This window comes from Pantoea sp. UYEF8, from assembly GCF_040546285.1.
Taxonomy (GTDB): Bacteria; Pseudomonadota; Gammaproteobacteria; order Enterobacterales; family Enterobacteriaceae; genus Pantoea; species Pantoea brenneri.
On record NZ_JBEPNM010000005.1, the window covers coordinates 189,819 to 204,238 of the forward strand.

15 protein-coding genes are annotated in these 14,420 nt (G+C 58.1%); 12 read left to right on the top strand and 3 right to left on the bottom strand.

The window, feature by feature from the left end; all coding sequences use genetic code 11:
- Window positions 1-82: 82 nt before the first annotated feature.
- From pilM to trpS, 12 genes are all read left to right on the top strand, one after another.
- A complete protein-coding gene (pilM, locus tag ABIB18_RS12295; RefSeq protein ID WP_089562395.1) occupies window positions 83-889 on the top strand; it encodes a type IV pilus biogenesis protein PilM in 807 nt (268 codons plus the stop codon).
- Window positions 889-1,431, top strand: a complete 543-nt coding sequence (locus tag ABIB18_RS12300) for a PilN domain-containing protein (RefSeq protein WP_354474210.1) — start codon at window positions 889-891, stop codon at window positions 1,429-1,431. The genes pilM and ABIB18_RS12300 overlap by 1 nt, the downstream gene beginning before the upstream one ends.
- Window positions 1,424-1,918, top strand: coding sequence for a HofO family protein (locus ABIB18_RS12305; protein WP_316553190.1), 495 nt, complete (start codon window positions 1,424-1,426; stop codon window positions 1,916-1,918). The genes ABIB18_RS12300 and ABIB18_RS12305 overlap by 8 nt, the downstream gene beginning before the upstream one ends.
- Complete coding sequence (locus ABIB18_RS12310; protein WP_354474211.1) at window positions 1,908-2,291, top strand: HofP DNA utilization family protein; 384 nt, start codon at window positions 1,908-1,910, stop codon at window positions 2,289-2,291. Before ABIB18_RS12305 ends, ABIB18_RS12310 begins: the two co-directional genes overlap by 11 nt.
- Window positions 2,230-3,501 (top strand): DNA uptake porin HofQ, encoded by a 1,272-nt coding sequence (gene hofQ / locus ABIB18_RS12315; protein ID WP_072051026.1) that lies wholly within the window; start codon window positions 2,230-2,232, stop codon window positions 3,499-3,501. The genes ABIB18_RS12310 and hofQ overlap by 62 nt, the downstream gene beginning before the upstream one ends.
- Before the next feature lie 363 nt (window positions 3,502-3,864).
- Entirely contained in the window at window positions 3,865-4,386 is a 522-nt protein-coding gene (aroK, locus tag ABIB18_RS12320; RefSeq protein ID WP_003852989.1) for a shikimate kinase AroK, read from the top strand.
- A 38-nt stretch (window positions 4,387-4,424) separates the two neighbouring features.
- Window positions 4,425-5,513: a 3-dehydroquinate synthase gene (aroB, locus tag ABIB18_RS12325; RefSeq protein ID WP_069729413.1), complete on the top strand. Its 1,089-nt coding sequence runs from the start codon at window positions 4,425-4,427 to the stop codon at window positions 5,511-5,513.
- 72 nt (window positions 5,514-5,585) lie between these two features.
- The gene (locus ABIB18_RS12330; protein WP_069729412.1) at window positions 5,586-6,626 is read left to right on the top strand and encodes an SPOR domain-containing protein; all 1,041 of its coding nucleotides are present in this window, start codon (window positions 5,586-5,588) and stop codon (window positions 6,624-6,626) included.
- Window positions 6,627-6,721: 95 nt separating this feature from the next.
- A complete protein-coding gene (gene dam / locus ABIB18_RS12335) occupies window positions 6,722-7,537 on the top strand; it encodes an adenine-specific DNA-methyltransferase (protein WP_031376790.1) in 816 nt (271 codons plus the stop codon).
- Between the two features lie 67 nt (window positions 7,538-7,604).
- Window positions 7,605-8,288, top strand: coding sequence for a ribulose-phosphate 3-epimerase (rpe, locus tag ABIB18_RS12340; RefSeq protein WP_031376791.1), 684 nt, complete (start codon window positions 7,605-7,607; stop codon window positions 8,286-8,288).
- Window positions 8,272-8,949 (top strand): phosphoglycolate phosphatase, encoded by a 678-nt coding sequence (locus ABIB18_RS12345; RefSeq protein ID WP_354474212.1) that lies wholly within the window; start codon window positions 8,272-8,274, stop codon window positions 8,947-8,949. The genes rpe and ABIB18_RS12345 overlap by 17 nt, the downstream gene beginning before the upstream one ends.
- A 16-nt stretch (window positions 8,950-8,965) precedes the next feature.
- On the top strand, window positions 8,966-9,970 hold the full coding sequence (trpS, locus tag ABIB18_RS12350) for a tryptophan--tRNA ligase (RefSeq protein ID WP_031376793.1): 1,005 nt from the start codon (window positions 8,966-8,968) through the stop codon (window positions 9,968-9,970).
- Window positions 9,971-10,035: 65 nt separating this feature from the next.
- Here trpS and cysG read toward each other — a convergent pair whose 3' ends face one another.
- Genes cysG through nirB form a run of 3 tightly spaced genes read right to left on the bottom strand, consistent with a single transcriptional unit; the run spans window position 10,036 to window position 14,312 of the window.
- Complete coding sequence (cysG, locus tag ABIB18_RS12355; RefSeq protein ID WP_354474213.1) at window positions 10,036-11,400, bottom strand: siroheme synthase CysG; 1,365 nt, start codon at window positions 11,398-11,400, stop codon at window positions 10,036-10,038.
- Window positions 11,401-11,448: 48 nt separating this feature from the next.
- Window positions 11,449-11,775, bottom strand: a complete 327-nt coding sequence (gene nirD / locus ABIB18_RS12360; RefSeq protein ID WP_031376795.1) for a nitrite reductase small subunit NirD — start codon at window positions 11,773-11,775, stop codon at window positions 11,449-11,451.
- Entirely contained in the window at window positions 11,775-14,312 is a 2,538-nt protein-coding gene (gene nirB, locus ABIB18_RS12365; protein ID WP_279857171.1) for a nitrite reductase large subunit NirB, read from the bottom strand. Before nirB ends, nirD begins: the two co-directional genes overlap by 1 nt.
- Window positions 14,313-14,420 lie beyond the last annotated feature (108 nt).

The window sequence follows — 14,420 nt, forward strand, 5'->3', positions numbered from 1 at the left end:
ATAAACAACCGCGCGGTAGTATAAAGGCAAGCCAGACGCTTTGATATGTCCATTTTCCCCGGACGATAAGGAGATCGCGCGCATGGCTTTTCATACCTGGCAAATTGGGCTGGATATTCAGAATAGGCAGATTTGTGCCCTGGCCCTCCAGCCTCAACGTGATGGCTGGCAGCTACGCCACTGGTGGCAGCAGCGGCTGCCGCAAGATACGTTAAGAAACGGCGTGCTGCAATCTTCGCCTGAATTACTGGCGGCCTTAACCGCCTGGCGACAGCGCCTGCCACGGCGCTATTCGCTGCGCGTCGGTTTGCCGGTTCAGCTGGTATTACAGCGCCAGCTACCGCTCCCGGCACAGCCGCTGCACGAGCCGGCTCTGGGGCACTATGTGCAGGCGGCGGCACGGCGTCTTTTCCCGCTGGAGCCCACTGCGCTGGCGCTGGATTACCGACAGGATGCTGCGGGCGGACAGCTCTGTGTTACCGCCGCCCGGCTGGAGGTGATCGACCAGTGGGCAGCACCGCTGCTGCAGGCTGGATTAACGCCACAGGTGTTTGAACTGACCACTGAGGCGCTGAAACGGCTGGCTCAACAGGCCCGCTTACGCGCCGGCAGCGTGCTGGTGTTGCAGCAGGATGAGCGCTGGTTGTGGAGCGATGGGCAAACCGCTGCGGATGCGGGCGACGCGGCTTCGGTTGAGGCGTTGCAACAGCAGGCATTTCCGCAGGCCTCGCAGATACTGGCCTGTGCCTCGCAGTCCGTCACCTGGCCTGCAGTCGTGACACCGTTCTCACCCTTCGATCTGTTCCAGTATAAGCAGCCGCCGTTGCCCGCCAATCCGGGTGCATTCGCGCTGGCGGCCGGTCTGGCGCTGCGGATTAAGGATTGCTGATGGTGGCGGTCAATCTGCTGCCCTGGCGGCAGCGACGCGATTTGCAGCAGCAACGGCAAAGCCTGACGGTGCTGCTGCTGGTCGCCGTCAGTCTGATACTGGTGGTGATTCTGCCGTTGTGGCGGATAAAGGCACTGCAGCAGCGGGCTGCAGTGGAAACCGCCACGGTGCAGCTGGCGCTGGACGATTTACTTGTGCGTTTAGCCCGGCAACAAGCGCTGATGGAACAGCTCGCGGTTCAGCAAGCGCTGCGCCATAAACAGCAGCAACAGGCGATGCAGCGGGCAGCCTGGCAGCAGTTCTGGCTGGATTTACCCGTGTTGCTGCCCGGGGCCGCCTGGCTGAAGCGGCTGGAGAAACGCGACAGCCAGTTCACGCTGGAAGGCCAGGCGCAGGATATGCAGGCGATACGGCAATTTCGTCAACGGCTGGCGGCGCTGCCGCTGTTCAGCCGGATAGCGCAGGGCCGCGTTCAGCGTCAGCCTGGCGGGGGATATCATTTTACTCTGCGGGCACAGCTTCAGGCGGTTGGCGATGAGTGAGTGGTGGACGGGCTGGTGGCAGTTAAAGGCAATGGCACGCTACGGCGCGCTGGCAGCTGCGGCCGCCGGTTTACTGATGCTGAGCTGGCTGGTGTGGCTGCGGCCGGAACTCAGGGCGCTGACAGCTGAACAGCAGCGCCTGAAGCCGCTGACCACGACGCTGCAGCTGCGCCAGCAGCAATGGCGTCAGAATCCGCCGAATGCGCTGCTGCAGGCTCAGTTGATATCACCCGCAGTGCGTTCTGCATCAGGAGCCTCAGGACAGGCGATAGAAATCCTCCTCACTTCACGACGCGACCAGCTGGAGCAGTGGCAGCCCGATACCCAGCCACGCACTCTGACGCTGCATCTGCAATGGCAGGAATTCCAGCCGCTGTTTACTGAACTTGTTCAGGCAGCGGCCCCGTTTCCGGCGCATTTCCTGCTGCTGGCGCAGCCAGAGCATCTGGTGGCACAACTCTGGCTGGAGCCTGACGATGCGCCGTAGCCTGCTGATTCTGGTGCTGTGCTGCAGCAGCGCGCAGGCCCGCGATCCGTTTCAGCCGCTTGCCGGGGCCGCCTGCCTGCCAGCGGCAGAACCGCTGACCGGCTGGCGTCTGCAGGGGATCGTTGGTCGCGGATCACGTTTTCACGGCTGGCTGCTGACGCCGCAGGGGCAGGTGAGGACGATACGGGCCGGGCAACCTTTTGCACTGACGCCGTGGCAGCTCATTGCCATTGACCGGCGCAGCCTGACCTTAGCGATCAAAAACAGCTGCAGTGCACAACGTCATTCATTTTATTTAAAAGGAAGCCCGCATGAGAACTCTTCTGACGTTATTGCTGGCAGTCAGTTGCCTGTCGCCGGCCCGCGCCGCTGACGATCAGCGTCTCAGCCTGGCATTTGATAATGCGCCGGTTGAGCGCATTTTGCAGGCCCTGGCAGACTACCAGCAGATCAACCTGATTATTGCACCCGAGGTTGAGGGATCGTTGTCGCTGCGGCTGGATGATCTGCCGTGGCAGCAGGCACTGGATCTGGTGGCCCGGATGGCAAAGCTGACGCTGGTTGAGCACGAAAATGTACTGCTGGTCTATCCGGAAAGCTGGCAGCAGGCGCAACGGCAAGCTCGGGATGAACAGCAGAAAGAGCGGTTGCAACAGATGCCGCTGCAACAGCGCGCGGTGCTGCTGCATTATGCCAGCGCCAGCGAGGTACACCGCAGCCTGCTGAGTGAGCGCCAGTCACTGATGACCGCGCGCGGCAGCGTCACGGTCGATAAACGCACCAACACGCTGTTACTGCGTGATACGGCGGCGGCGTTGCAGCAAACGGAGCGCTGGCTAAAGGCGCTGGATCTGCCGCTGGAGCAGATTGAACTGGCGGCGCATATCGTGACCATCAGTGAAGAGCATTTACAGGAACTCGGCGTGAACTGGGGATTACAGGCTGGCGACGCGGCGGTCACGAATGTGCTTCATCATCCGCGGCTGGCGATTCCACTGGCGCTAAGTTCGCCCGGCGTGAGTGTCGGGATGGCGCTGGCGCGTATCGGCGGCCAGCTGCTGGATCTGGAGTTAAGCGCGCTGGAACAGGAGAACCAGATCGAAATTATCGCCAGTCCGCGTCTGTTTACCTCGCATCAGCAAACGGCCTCGATTAAGCAGGGCACGGAAATTCCGTATGAAGTGTCGGCGGGCAACAGCGGCGCCACCAGTATTGAATTTAAAGAAGCAGTACTGGGCATGGAAGTCACGCCCAGCATTTCCGGCAATGGCCGTATCCAGCTCAACATTCACATCAGCCAGAACATGCCTGGCCGCAGCATCCGGACCGGCGATAGCGAGGTGCTCTCGATTGATAAACAGGAGATTGAAACTCAGGTCACGGTCAGGGATGGGCAGACGCTGGCGCTGGGCGGTATATTTCAGCAGCAGCGAACCCGGGGCGAAAATCGGGTGCCGTTACTGGGCAACCTGCCGCTGATCGGCGGGCTGTTTCGTCAGCAATCTGAGCAGCGTAAAAAACGGGAGCTGGTGATCTTCATCACGCCGCGATTGGTCAGGGAAGCAGCGCTTACGGCTGGATAAAACGGAAAATTCGTCCCAGAGGGCCATCCGAATTGACGCAGGGCAGGAATTAGCTTACAAGGTTTAGCGATTTTCAATACGGTGTAACCGTCTATGTTGGGTAAATCCCAGCAAACAGATCAGAAAATTCCTCTGTGAGCAGCGTTGTAAAGACGCAGCGCTGGCGCGTTACAGTTTCGCGAACCACAGGCCAATTCAGAAATGGATCAGCTGCAGGCAATATAATCGGTTGCCAAACAGCCTTGAGTGTTGAGATAATTTTTCGTCTGACTCTTGCTAACGCTCATGAGGTCTCAGTTCCTGTCCCGCCAGCAAATGCTGAACGCGGGGTATCATTAACGAATTCTTAGTAATACCGACAAAATGGCAGAGAAACGCAATATCTTTCTGGTTGGGCCGATGGGTGCCGGCAAAAGCACTATTGGTCGTCAGTTGGCTCAGCAACTCAACATGGAGTTCTTCGATTCCGATCAGGAAATTGAGCGACGCACCGGAGCGGATGTGGGCTGGGTTTTTGACGTCGAAGGCGAAGCTGGCTTTCGCGATCGCGAAGAAAAAATCATTAACGAACTGACTGAAAAGCAAGGCATCGTCCTGGCAACAGGCGGTGGCTCCGTCAAATCCCGGGAAACGCGTAATCGTCTCTCCGCCCGCGGCGTCGTGGTTTATCTTGAGACCACCATCGAAAAGCAACTGGCGCGCACTCAACGTGACAAAAAACGTCCGTTGCTGCAGGTGGATTCACCGCCGCGTGAAGTGCTTGAAGCGCTGGCTGGCGAACGTAACCCGCTTTACGAAGAGATCGCCGATGTGACTATTCGCACAGATGATCAAAGTGCGAAAGTGGTGGCGAATCAGATTATCCACATGTTGGAAAAAAGTTGATCCAACGTTCGAAGGCTCTTTAACAGGTATCGAGCATCATGGAGAAGATCACCGTCTCACTGGGGGAACGCAGTTACCCCATCACTATCGCCGCCGGACTGTTTAACGATCCGGCTTCTTTTTGGCCGCTGACCGCGGGCGAAAACGCCATGGTGGTGACTAACCAGACGCTGGCTCCGCTTTATCTCGACAAACTGTCAGCGCTACTGACGGCGGCGGGTGTGAAAGTGGATCAGGTGATTTTACCCGACGGCGAGCAGTACAAAACGCTGGCCGTGATGGATCAGGTCTTTACCGCTTTACTGCAAAAACCGCACGGTCGTGATACGACGCTGATCGCCCTGGGCGGTGGCGTTATTGGCGATCTTACCGGTTTTGCTGCGGCCAGTTATCAGCGTGGCGTGCGCTTTATTCAGGTGCCGACCACCTTACTGTCGCAGGTTGACTCTTCGGTTGGCGGCAAAACAGCCGTAAACCATCCGCTCGGCAAAAACATGATTGGCGCGTTTTATCAGCCCGCTTCGGTGGTGATTGATACCGCGTGTCTGCACTCGCTGCCGGCACGTGAACTGGCGTCCGGTCTGGCCGAAGTAATTAAGTACGGCATCATTCTTGATGGTGCGTTTTTCCAGTGGCTGGAGCAGAACCTTGACGCCTTGCTAGCGCTGGATGAACAGGCGCTGGCTTATTGCATTCGTCGCTGTTGTGAACTGAAAGCGGACGTGGTGGCTGCCGATGAACGGGAAACCGGACAGCGCGCACTGCTCAATCTGGGCCATACCTTTGGTCATGCCATTGAAGCGCAGATGGGCTACGGCAACTGGCTGCACGGTGAAGCAATTGCTGCAGGCATGGTGATGGCCGCGCGTACCGCTGAACGTCTGGGCCAGTTCAGCCCGCAACAGACTGAACGTATCATCACGCTGCTGCAGCGTGCCGGTTTACCGGTGCACGGTCCGCAGGAGATGAGCGCAGAGATGTACTTGCCTCATATGATGCGCGACAAGAAAGTACTGGCGGGTGAATTACGGCTGGTGCTTCCGTTGTCAATTGGCCGCTCTGAAGTGCGTGGCGGCGTGGCGCATGATATGGTGCTGGCTGCAATTAACGATTGCCAGAAATCTTGATATTAAGCAGTTAAGTGGTGACGCGGCGCGCCGGGTGCGCAGTGCGGAATGCCGCTTTACGGAGGAGGCATAATGGATGAGTTCAAACCGGAAGACGAGTTAAAACCTGACGCCAGTGACCGTCGTCCCTCGCGCCCACGTAAGGCGTCTACCGCAGCAAAAATACCGGTTTCACGCCAGCGCATCATGATGGGTGTGGGGATTCTGGTGCTGTTGTTACTGGTGCTGGGCATTGGCTCGGCGCTGAATGGCCCGGATGATAAGAAGCCCGCGACCGGCGGCAATGCGCCCGCCACTGGCGGTGGATCGAACAGCGAGAAAAATATTGATCTGACCGGCTCCTCTTCAATGTCGGGTGGGCAGACCTCTCCGACGGCGACCGAAAATAGCGCGCCGGCCAGTGGTGATGCGGCCAGCAACCCGCAGCGCGATGTCTCGATGCCGCCGGTGGCCTCAACGCCAACCCAGGCAGCCCCGGTTGATACGCCAGCCAATCAGCAGCGCGTCACTTTACCTGGCGATCTCAACAGCGCACTGACGAATCAGCAGCAGCAGGTCGACAGTGCCGCGACCGGCGCGCAAAATGGTAGCTCGCTGCCAACTGCGCCGGCCACCGTCAGTGGCAATGCCGGAACCGCAGCCAACCCGGTCACCGCCCCGGTCAGCCGTCAGACGCCGAACAAAGCGACGTCGCCGACGCGCCCTGCGCACGACGCCGGCCGCAAGACTGCCTCGAAGCCTGCGACTACCAGTGACAGCCGGACGCATACGACGCCAGCCCGCACGCCTACCGGCAATACCGCGGCCAGCGGTTCGGCCGCAGCCAGCAGCAGTTCAGCCAGCAAATCACTGCCAGGCGGCAGCTATACGCTGCAACTGAGCGGCGCGTCCAAAGCGGAAAGTCTGAATGCCTGGGCGAAAAAACAGAATCTGAGTGCGTATCACGTCTACAAAACCACCCGCAACGGTCAGTCGTGGTACGTGCTGGTGAGTGGATCATACGCAACACCGGCAGATGCCAAACGCGCTGTGGCATCGCTGCCAGCGGAAGTCCGGGCACAGAATCCGTGGGTTAAACCGGTTAGCCAGGTTAAGAAAGAAGCCAGTCAATAATTGATGTGGGGCCAGCGTTACTGGCCCCGTTTTAAGCGCAGATCTGCTGTCGGTCCAGCCACAGCCTCACAATAAGATGTAATAACCACGACAGCATGAAAAAAAATCGCGCTTTCCTGAAATGGGCAGGGGGAAAATTTCCCTTAGTAGAAGAGATCCATCGCTACCTGCCGCAAGGCGACTGTTTGATCGAGCCGTTTGTTGGTGCGGGATCGGTGTTTCTCAATACCGATTTTGATCGCTACCATCTTGCCGATATCAACAGCGATCTGATCAATCTCTACAACATTGTCAAAACGCGCACGGCGGATTTTATTCGTGACGCGCAGCTGCTGTTTACCCCGGAAGGTAACAACGAAGCCTGCTATTACCTGCGTCGTACCGAATTTAATCTCAGCACCGACGCCTACCAGCGCGCGCTGCTTTTCCTCTATCTGAATCGTCACTGTTACAACGGTTTATGCCGCTATAACCTGCGTGGCGAATTCAACGTGCCGTTTGGCCGCTATCGCAAACCCTACTTTCCGGAAGCAGAACTGTTATGGTTTGCCGAGCGCGCGCAAAAAGCGACGTTTGTCTGTGAATCGTACGATGTTACCCTGAACAATGCCGGTAAAGGCTCCGTGGTATATTGTGATCCGCCCTATGCGCCGCTGTCGGCGACGGCGAACTTCACGGCTTATCACACCAACAGTTTTAGCCTGCGCGAGCAGCAGCATCTGGCGACGTTAGCGGCACAACTGGCCTCGTCAGAACACCGGATTCCGGTACTGATTTCTAACCACGACACTGCACTGACGCGTTTGTGGTATCAGGATGCAGTGTTACATGTGGTCAAAGCCCGGCGTTCCATTAGCCGAAGCATAGCCGGTCGCACTAAGGTCGACGAACTGCTGGCGCTCTATAGCTAGTCTGTTTCGTCCGCGACCAACGCATTACGCCAGCCTCAGGGCTGGCGCACAACAGTGGGAGAATCGGATGAAACAATATTTGCTGGCCCCTTCAATCCTTTCGGCGGACTTTGCTCGCCTGGGCGAAGATACCGCGAAAGCGCTGGAGGCCGGAGGCGACGTAGTTCACTTCGACGTGATGGATAACCACTATGTTCCCAACCTGACCATGGGACCGATGGTACTGAAAGCGTTGCGCGACTATGGCATCACCGCGCCGATCGATGTCCATCTGATGGTCAAACCGGTGGATGCGTTGATCCCCGAGTTCGCCCGTGCAGGCGCGACCTACATCACCTTTCATCCCGAAGCCAGCGAGCACGTTGATCGCACCCTGCAGCTGATTAAAGAACATGGCTGCAAAGCTGGGCTGGTATTCAATCCGGCAACCCCGCTGAGCTACCTCGATTACGTCATGGATAAGCTGGATATTATTCTGCTGATGTCGGTTAATCCGGGCTTTGGCGGCCAGTCGTTTATCCCTGGTACGCTGGATAAGCTGCGTGAAGCGCGCAAGCGTATCGATCAGAGCGGTTACAATATTCGTCTCGAAGTGGATGGTGGCGTGAAGATTGATAACATCGGTCAGATCGCGGCTGCTGGCGCCGACATGTTTGTCGCCGGTTCTGCCATCTTCGGTCACCCGGATTACAAAAAAGTGATCGACGAGATGCGTAACGAACTGGAGAAAGCCAATGGCTCATTTCACTGATATCCGGGCGCTGGCGTTTGACCTCGACGGCACGCTGGTCGATAGCGCGCCGGGTCTCGCTGAGGCGATCGATCGGACGCTGAAAGATCTCAGCCTGCCGGTCGCCGGCCTTGAGCGCGTCTCAACCTGGATTGGTAACGGAGCGGACATCATGATGTCGCGCGCCCTGACTTTTGCGCTGGGCCGTGAGCCGCAGCCGGACGAGCAGCACGATGCGCGTGCGCTGTTCGACAAACACTATGCTGACACGGTTGATGCGGGCAGCACGCTGTTCCCGCAGGTGAAGCAGACGCTGACTGCGCTGCAGGCCACCGGTTTACCGCTGGCGATTGTCACCAATAAGCCGACGCCCTTTGTCGCGCCACTGCTTCAATCGCTTGGCATTGCAGAGGCTTTTTCGTTGATTATCGGCGGTGACGATGTGCCGGTGAAGAAACCGCATCCTGCCGCGATCTTTCTGGTGCTGGGGACCTTTGGTGTCCTGCCCGATCAGCTGCTGTTTGTCGGCGATTCGCGTAACGATATTCAGGCTGCCCAGGCGGCTGGCGTGCCCAATGTCGGCATGACCTATGGCTACAACTATGGCGAATCGATTGCCAGTAGCCAGCCCAACGTCACACTCGACTCTTTTGACCAACTTTTGCCCGCTCTCGGGCTGTAATTATCAGGACTTAAGCATGAGCAAACCCATTGTTTTCAGCGGCGCACAGCCGTCCGGCGAACTGACCATTGGCAACTATATGGGTGCGCTGCGTCAGTGGGTGCAGATGCAGGATGATTTCCACTGCATTTACTGCATCGTCGATCTGCACGCCATTACCGTTCGACAGGATCCCGTCGCGTTGCGTAAAGCCACGCTGGATACGCTGGCGCTCTATCTCGCCTGCGGTATCGATCCGCAAAAGAGCACCATCTTTGTTCAGTCGCATGTGCCAGAGCACACCCAACTGAGCTGGATCCTTAACTGCTACGCCTATTTCGGTGAACTCAGCCGTATGACGCAGTTCAAGGATAAGTCGGCGCGTTACGAAGAGAACATCAATGCCGGCCTGTTCGACTATCCGGTGCTGATGGCGGCTGATATTCTGCTCTATCAGACCCATCAGGTCCCGGTTGGTGAAGATCAGAAACAGCATCTGGAGCTGAGCCGCGATATCGCCCATCGCTTCAATGCGCTGTATGGCGACGTTTTCAAAGTGCCAGAGCCGTTTATTCCGAAGTCAGGCGCGCGCGTCATGTCGCTGCTGGAACCGACGAAGAAAATGTCCAAGTCGGATGAAAACCGTAATAACGTGATCGGCCTGCTGGAAGATCCGAAATCGGTCGTGAAGAAAATCAAGCGCGCGGTAACCGACTCCGAAGAGCCGCCAGTGGTGCGCTACGACGTGAAAGAGAAAGCGGGCGTCTCTAACCTGCTGGATATTTTGTCGGGTGTGACCGGAAAAAGCATCGTTGAGCTGGAGCAGGAGTTCGAAGGCAAGATGTATGGCCACCTGAAAGGGGCGGTAGCGGATTCGGTCTCAGGCATGCTGTCCGAGCTGCAGGAACGCTACCATCGTTTCCGTAACGACGACGCGTTGCTGGAGCAGGTGATGCGTGACGGTGCGGCGAAAGCCCGTGCCCAGGCGCAGGAAACCCTGAAGAAAGTCTACGAAGCAGTCGGCTTTGTCGCCATGCCGTAACGGCATTGCCAACAGCACAGACGGCGGGCTTATAGCCCGCCGTTTTCTTATGCGTTGCTCAACCGTTAAAACCAGCGCAGCTTATCGCGCAGGCTGACCACGCTGCCGATGATCATCAGGCTCGGGCTGCTGACCTGTTGCGCCAGCGCTGCCAGTTCGGTCAGGGTGCCGGTGACCACGCGCTGACGGGGGCTGGTACCGTTTTCTACCAGCGCGACCGGCATATCGCTGCGCATACCGTGCTGCAGCAGCTGATGCTGAATCTCTGCGGCCTGCGCCAGCCCCATATAAAACACCAGCGTTTGCTGCTCCGCCGCCAGCGTCTGCCAGCAGAGCGTTCCCTCTTTCTGCAGATGCCCGGTGACCAGCCTGACGCTTTGTGCATGATCGCGGTGGGTCAGGGGAATGCCGCTGTACGCCGCACAGCCTGAGGCCGCCGTGATGCCGGGCACCACGCTGAACGGGATCTGGTGCTGCGCCAGCATCTCCAGCTCTTCGCCACCGCGGCCAAAGATAAACGGATCGCCGCCTTTCAGCCGCACCACCCGTTTACCGCGCTGCGCCTGCTCCAGCAACAGCTGGTTGATCGCCTCCTGCGGTACGCAGTGGTGACCGGCGCGCTTGCCGACAAAGATACGCTCGGCATCGCGTCGCACCAGGTTAAGCACCTGTTCAGAGACCAGCCGGTCATACACCACGATATCTGCCTGCTGGATCTGCTGCAGCCCTTTCAGCGTCAGCAAACCGGCATCACCGGGACCGGCACCCACCAGCGTCACTTCACCCTGCGTCGGCAAATCCGCCGCAAACAGCGCCTCAGTTAACTGCTGAGCACGTTCGCCATCGCCGTTTGCCAGGGTTTGCGCCAGCCGTTCACTGCTAAAAAAACGCTCCCAGAAGTGTCGGCGTGCGGCAATCGATGCAAACTGCTGCTTTACCCGCGCCCGTAAGCTGCCTGCCCGCTGCGCCAGTTGGCCCAGATGTTGCGGCAACATTGCTTCCAGTTTCTCCCGCAGTAAGCGGGCCAGCACCGGCGCACGGCCACCCGATGAGACCGCCACCATCAGCGGCGAACGGTCAATGATGGAGGGCATGATGGCGCTGGCCTGTTGCGGCGCATCGACCAGGTTGCAGAAAATTCGCTGACGTTCGGCCACCGCTGCCACCTGCTGATTGACCGCATCATCGTTGGTGGCGGCTACTATCAGCCAGCAATCGGTCAGCCAGTGCGGATCAAACTCGCCGGGCAACAGGGTCACGGCTTGCTGCTGCGCCCATTGCCGGAAGGCGGGCGAGAAGTCGCGTGCGCCAACCCACAGATCGGCCCCGGCCTCCAGCAGCAGGCGGGCTTTGCGCTCAGCCACTTCGCCCGCGCCGACCAGCAGGCAACGTTTGCCCTGCAGCCGACAAAACAGCGGGAAATAGTCCATAAGCGGTCCTCAAAAAAAAGCCCGCCAGCGGCGGGCAGTAGACGGGAATCAGAGACAGACTTCGACCTGGCCCGCATTCACCCGCACCGGATACGCTGCCACTGAGCGCGTTTCATCTTCCATGCAATAGCCATCGCAAAGACGAAAGTGCTGTTTTTTCAGCGGGCTGGCGACCCATAACGTTGACTGATGCTCGGCGATAATGCCGCGCGATAACACGCTGGCCTCGGCAAACGGGTCGATATTGCTGATGGCATACAGTTGCTCATCGTTCCGTGGACGAAAGATAGCAATCTGCTGACCTTTCACCAGTGCGCAAACACCGGTGGCGGGCAGGATTTGTGTCAGCTGACACACTGCATTCCACTGGCTCATTATTCAGTCTCCTCAATCAGGGTGACGGCGATGCGTTCTTCAGGGCGCGCCGGACGATGCTGATCGCGTTCGGCCACCACCTGTATCGCCGGATCGCGCTGCGATGAGTTAATAAAGTGAGCGAAGTGCGTCAGGTTGCTGTTCTCTTCGAGCGTAGCTTTCCACTCGCAGTGGACGCTGGCACGCAGCCGCTTCATTTCCTGCTCGAGATGGCTGTTGAGGCCCAGCTTATCGTCAACGATCACTTTACGCAGATAGTCGATACCGCCTTCCAGACTCTCCAGCCACGTTGAGGTACGCTGCAGGCGATCGGCGGTGCGGATATAGAACATCATGAAGCGGTCGAGATAGGTCATCAGCGTCTGCTGATCGAGATCCGCTGCCAGCAGATCACCATGGCGCGGTTTCATGCCGCCGTTGCCGCAGACGTAGAGATTCCAGCCTTTTTCGGTGGCGATGATGCCGACATCTTTAGCCTGGGCTTCCGAACACTCGCGGGTACAGCCGGAGACGCCAAACTTCATTTTATGCGGGGTGCGAATGCCTTTGTAGCGATTCTCCAGCATCACGCCAAAGCCGAGGCTGTCGCCCACGCCATAGCGGCACCAGGTGCTGCCAATACAGGTTTTTGCCATGCGCAGCGCTTTGGCGTAGGCCTGGCCGCTCTCAAAGCCCGCAGCAATCAGCTCAGACCAGATGGCGGGCAAATCCTCTTTGCGGGCACCGAACATGCCGATGCGCTGCGAGCCGGTAATTTTGGTGTAGAGCTGGTAGCGTTCGGCAATATCGCCCACCGCTTTCAATCCCTGCGGCGAGATTTCACCGCCCGGCGAACGCGGGATCACCGAATAGGTACCGTCTTTCTGGATATTGCCGAGATAGAGATCGTTGCTGTCCTGTAGCGGGGCATGTTGTGGCTTGAGCACATACTCATTCCAGCACGAAGCGAGCAGGGAACCGACCGTCGGTTTACACACTTCACAGCCGTAGCCCTGACCATATTTCGCCAGCAAATCGTCAAACGTCTTGATCTCTTCGACCTGAATCAGGTGATACAGCTCCTGACGCGAATAAGCGAAGTGTTCGCAAAGATGGTTATTGACCTCAATTCCCTGACGGCTCAGTTCGCTGTTCAGTACCTGAGTAATCAATGGAATACAGCCGCCGCAGCCGGTGCCGGCGCGGGTGGCGCTTTTCAGCGCCGCTACCGTGTGGCAGCCAGCCTGTACCGCGTTAATGATGTCGCCTTTGCTGACGTCAAAGCAGGAACAGATTTGTGCGCTGTCGGGCAGCGAGTCGACCCCGATGGCCGGTTTTTCGCCGCTGCCGGCCGGTAAAATCAGCGCTTCCGGATTGGCGGGCAGCGGTATCGCATTCAGCACCAGCTGCAGCAGGTTGCCGTAGTCGCTGGTATCGCCCACCAGCACTGCGCCGAGCAGGGTTTGCTGATCTTCGCTGAGAATTAAACGTTTGTAGATCGATTTACTCTCATCCAGCCACACCACACTGCGTGCGCCTGGCGTGGTGCCACGCGCATCACCAATGCCGCCCACATCGACACCCAGCAATTTCAGTTTGGCGCTCATGTCGGCACCGGTGAAGGCGTTGGGGCGGCCCAGCAGGGTATCGCTGGCGACCTGCGCCATTTTGTAGCCTGGTGCTACCAGTCCGTAGACCCGGTTCTGCCAGGCGGCGCATTCACCGATGGCGTAGATGTCGCTATCGCTGGTCAGGCACTGATCATTAATGGCGATGCCACCGCGCGGCCCCAGTGCTAATCCACACTGTTTTGCCAGCTTGTCCTGCGGCCGGATACCGGTCGAGAAGACGATGAAATCGACCTCCAGCTCGCTGCCATCGGCAAATTGCAGCGTTTTACCGCCGTTTTCATGATGGTGGATCTGTTGGGTATTTTTACCGGTATGTACCCGCACGCCCATCTGCTCGATTTTACGGCGTAACTGCTCGCCGCCTTGCTGATCGAGCTGTTCAGCCATCAGCACCGGCGCGAATTCAATCACATGGGTTTCGACGCCGAGATTTTTCAGCGCGCCCGCCGCTTCCAGTCCCAGCAGTCCACCGCCGATTACCGCACCGCGTTTGCTGCGGCGCGAGCAGGCTTCGATAGCGTTAAGATCTTCGATGGTGCGGTAGACAAAGCAGTCGCTGCCTTCTGCGCCGTTAATCGGCGGGATCCACGGATAAGATCCGGTGGCGAACACCAGCGTGTCGTAATGCACCGCGCGGCCGGTATTGGAGTGAATCAGCTTCTCGTCGCGGTTGATGGTAATGGCGCGTTCACCCAGCAGCAGGTTGACCTGATGCCGCTCATAATACCCGTCGCGAACCAGAGATAGCTCTTCGGCTGTGTGGTGAGAGAAGTAGGCGGAAAGGTGGACACGATCGTAGGCGACACGCGGCTCTTCACAAAAGACGGTTAGCGAAAACTGGTCAGGTTCAGCCTTCTCAAGTAATTCTTCTATAAAACGGTGCCCGACCATGCCGTTACCGATAATGACGACATTGTGCTTGCTCATTTTTGCCTCAAATTTACGATATCTGCGGCTACAATAGCGCGCCATTTCTGGCGCTCATTGATATACATCAACCGCTCCTTCATATACCTATTTAGAGGTAGGTGGTTG

Coding starts and splice junctions, on each gene's coding strand:
- pilM (WP_089562395.1), top strand. CDS start 83: ATGGCTTTTCATACCTGGCAAATTGGGCTGGATATTCAGAATAGGCAG.
- ABIB18_RS12330 (WP_069729412.1), top strand. CDS start 5,586: ATGGATGAGTTCAAACCGGAAGACGAGTTAAAACCTGACGCCAGTGAC.
- trpS (WP_031376793.1), top strand. CDS start 8,966: ATGAGCAAACCCATTGTTTTCAGCGGCGCACAGCCGTCCGGCGAACTG.
- dam (WP_031376790.1), top strand. CDS start 6,722: ATGAAAAAAAATCGCGCTTTCCTGAAATGGGCAGGGGGAAAATTTCCC.
- rpe (WP_031376791.1), top strand. CDS start 7,605: ATGAAACAATATTTGCTGGCCCCTTCAATCCTTTCGGCGGACTTTGCT.
- aroB (WP_069729413.1), top strand. CDS start 4,425: ATGGAGAAGATCACCGTCTCACTGGGGGAACGCAGTTACCCCATCACT.
- nirB (WP_279857171.1), bottom strand. CDS start 14,312: ATGAGCAAGCACAATGTCGTCATTATCGGTAACGGCATGGTCGGGCAC.
- ABIB18_RS12310 (WP_354474211.1), top strand. CDS start 1,908: ATGCGCCGTAGCCTGCTGATTCTGGTGCTGTGCTGCAGCAGCGCGCAG.
- ABIB18_RS12300 (WP_354474210.1), top strand. CDS start 889: ATGGTGGCGGTCAATCTGCTGCCCTGGCGGCAGCGACGCGATTTGCAG.
- cysG (WP_354474213.1), bottom strand. CDS start 11,400: ATGGACTATTTCCCGCTGTTTTGTCGGCTGCAGGGCAAACGTTGCCTG.
- hofQ (WP_072051026.1), top strand. CDS start 2,230: ATGAGAACTCTTCTGACGTTATTGCTGGCAGTCAGTTGCCTGTCGCCG.
- nirD (WP_031376795.1), bottom strand. CDS start 11,775: ATGAGCCAGTGGAATGCAGTGTGTCAGCTGACACAAATCCTGCCCGCC.
- ABIB18_RS12345 (WP_354474212.1), top strand. CDS start 8,272: ATGGCTCATTTCACTGATATCCGGGCGCTGGCGTTTGACCTCGACGGC.
- ABIB18_RS12305 (WP_316553190.1), top strand. CDS start 1,424: ATGAGTGAGTGGTGGACGGGCTGGTGGCAGTTAAAGGCAATGGCACGC.
- aroK (WP_003852989.1), top strand. CDS start 3,865: ATGGCAGAGAAACGCAATATCTTTCTGGTTGGGCCGATGGGTGCCGGC.